Origin of the sequence: Clostridium sp. ZS2-4 (assembly GCF_026719745.1) — a bacterium.
Taxonomy (GTDB): Bacteria; Bacillota; Clostridia; order Clostridiales; family Clostridiaceae; genus Clostridium_H.
On record NZ_JAPPRQ010000061.1, the window covers coordinates 1 to 567 of the forward strand.

General features: G+C 30.9%; 1 protein-coding gene. It reads right to left on the bottom strand.

From position 1 onward, the window contains the following. Positions 1-567 (bottom strand): UPF0236 family transposase-like protein (locus tag OIO11_RS11580; RefSeq protein WP_268071630.1); only part of this gene is annotated, 567 nt, incomplete at both ends.

Here is a 567-nt window from a genome sequence, read left to right on the forward strand (position 1 = left end):
AATCCATGCTGCTCCATCACCATTAAGGATAGTATATTGGATTTGTTCCTCATCATATATTTCTGCTATACCACTGTTTACTAAGTTATCAAAATTTTCACCGTTTTCATATCCTGAAAAGTAAATAGTACCTATAGTACTATAGCTACCACTATTTTTAACCCATCCTTCATAAACCTTAGCTACCTTAAGCTCTTGTTTACGTTTTTTACCTTGTATTCTCAAATAAACTCCATCTTTTTCTTCAAAGAGTACATTTGCTCTCTTATTGCCTTTAAGTTCTCCCTGTAGATATTTTGCAATTCTGTTATTCTCAAGCCTCTCTATTAAGTCACCTAAGTAATCTACTTTATTCTTAATAGTTTGATGGCTTATCTTAGTTAAAGTTGTTTCTTCAATCTTAGCCACACTTTTTCTGTAAGAATTATCAGCTGCACTATCAATCATTCTCTCAATTAAATTTTGACTAGTTCTTCCTACTAAGTTTAAATCCAAGACTTTATCTAGAAGAAAAACTCCTTGCTTTGTATTCTTATCAATATAGTATCTTCTATTAAGAGTTAAATC